This window comes from Streptomyces kebangsaanensis, from assembly GCF_001906585.1.
Classification (GTDB): Bacteria; Actinomycetota; Actinomycetes; order Streptomycetales; family Streptomycetaceae; genus Streptomyces; species Streptomyces kebangsaanensis.
This window is the reverse complement of sequence record NZ_JUJA01000164.1, coordinates 136402-137808: the sequence shown is the minus strand read 5'-3', so window position 1 is coordinate 137808 and position 1407 is coordinate 136402. Positions and strand designations below refer to the sequence as shown.

The 1407-nt window shown below is 75.9% G+C and carries 1 protein-coding gene and 1 pseudogene; both read right to left on the bottom strand.

The features are described from left to right. Window positions 1–11: 11 nt before the first annotated feature. Window positions 12–683 (bottom strand): CBS domain-containing protein, encoded by a 672-nt coding sequence (locus RH94_RS33700; RefSeq protein WP_073952116.1) that lies wholly within the window; start codon window positions 681–683, stop codon window positions 12–14. 155 nt (window positions 684–838) lie between these two features. Beyond that, a pseudogene (locus tag RH94_RS45440) lies at window positions 839–1407 on the bottom strand (nicotinate phosphoribosyltransferase); the annotation flags it as partial.

Below are 1407 nucleotides of genomic sequence, written 5' to 3'. Positions count from 1 at the left end.
GCGGGCGGGCGTCAGCGGTGGCCGGAAGGGCCGCTCGGATCGCCGGCGGGGCCGGTGATGTCCGCGGAGACGGAGACGACCCCGTCGACCCCGCGGCACAGGCGCTCGATCACCGGGACGAGGCTCCTGGCCTCCACGGTGCCCTTGAGGGCGACCCGGCCGTCCCTCACGGTGACCGAGAGATCGGCCGGGGAGAGGCCCAGGGTCCGGACGAGGACGTCGGCGGCGATTTCCTCGCGGATCGCCTCGTCGCGGCGCAGGAAGATCCGCAGGAGGTCGCCGCGGCTGACGATCCCCGTCAGGACGCCCGTTTCGTCGACCACGGGAAGCCGCTTGACCTTGTGGGCGTCCATCGTGCGCGCGGCCTCGACGACGCTCCACCCCGGCCGGGCACACACCGGCGGAGCCGTCATGAGCTCCTCGGCCGTGGCGCCGTCGGACACCTCCTCCAGGCCTTCCGGGTGGAGCTGGGGGAGCAGCCCGGCCGGGTCGGACCGGCCGGCCACCGCGCGCAGCAGGTCGGCCTCCGACACCACCCCGACGGGGCGGCCGAGGTCGTCGACGACGGGTACGGCGGTCACGTCGTGGTCGGCCAGGGTCCGGACGATGTCCTTGAACAGGGTGTCCCGCCGCACCCGGACGACACCGTGGGTCATGAGGTCTTCGACCGTTCGGTGGTGCATGGTTCTCTCCTCCGGTCCTCGGACCGATGCGCCTGGCGCCGCCCCGCCCGCTCCAGGGCGGCCGGCCGCCGGCGTCAGTGCGCGGGGTCGCGGCCTCTGCGCCCACGCTGCCAGGCCGGGCGGCACCCTGCCAGCCGGAGGACGCCGGTGGCGGATCAGCGGCTGGTCCCGGCCGCCGGAGCGGTGACGCCGCCCTGCGCGACGAGACGCTCACGGAGGGCCGCCGTCGTGCGCGTCAGGCGCGCGGACAGGTCCGGCACGGGCGGGACCGGGGCGCGGACGCGGAGGGCCGCCCCGGGCAGTGCGGCCAGGTCGGCCAGCAGACGCTCGTGCGCCTCGACGAGGGTGCCGGGCGGACCGGTGCGGCTGCCGTCCCGCATGACGGTGCGCAGCAGCGGTTCCGACCCGGGAGGGCCCGGCTCGTCGCACAGCGCGACGAGGTCGGGCCTGCCGGGGCGGCGGTGGACCTGCTTGCGCCCGGGTGCCGTGACCTTGGCCGAGGACAGCTTCATGACCGGGCGCCCGTCGTACTCCACCAGCTTGTAGGCGGAGTCGAGGTAGGGGGCGTCCGCCGAGGTGCCGACGCGGGTGCCGACCGCGTAGACGTCGATGGGCGCTCCGGAGCGCACCAGGTCGTCCACGCGGTACTCGTCGAGGCCACCGCTGGCGACGATGCGCACCTCGGACAGGCCCGCCGCGTCCAGCACGTGCCGGGCACGGCGGG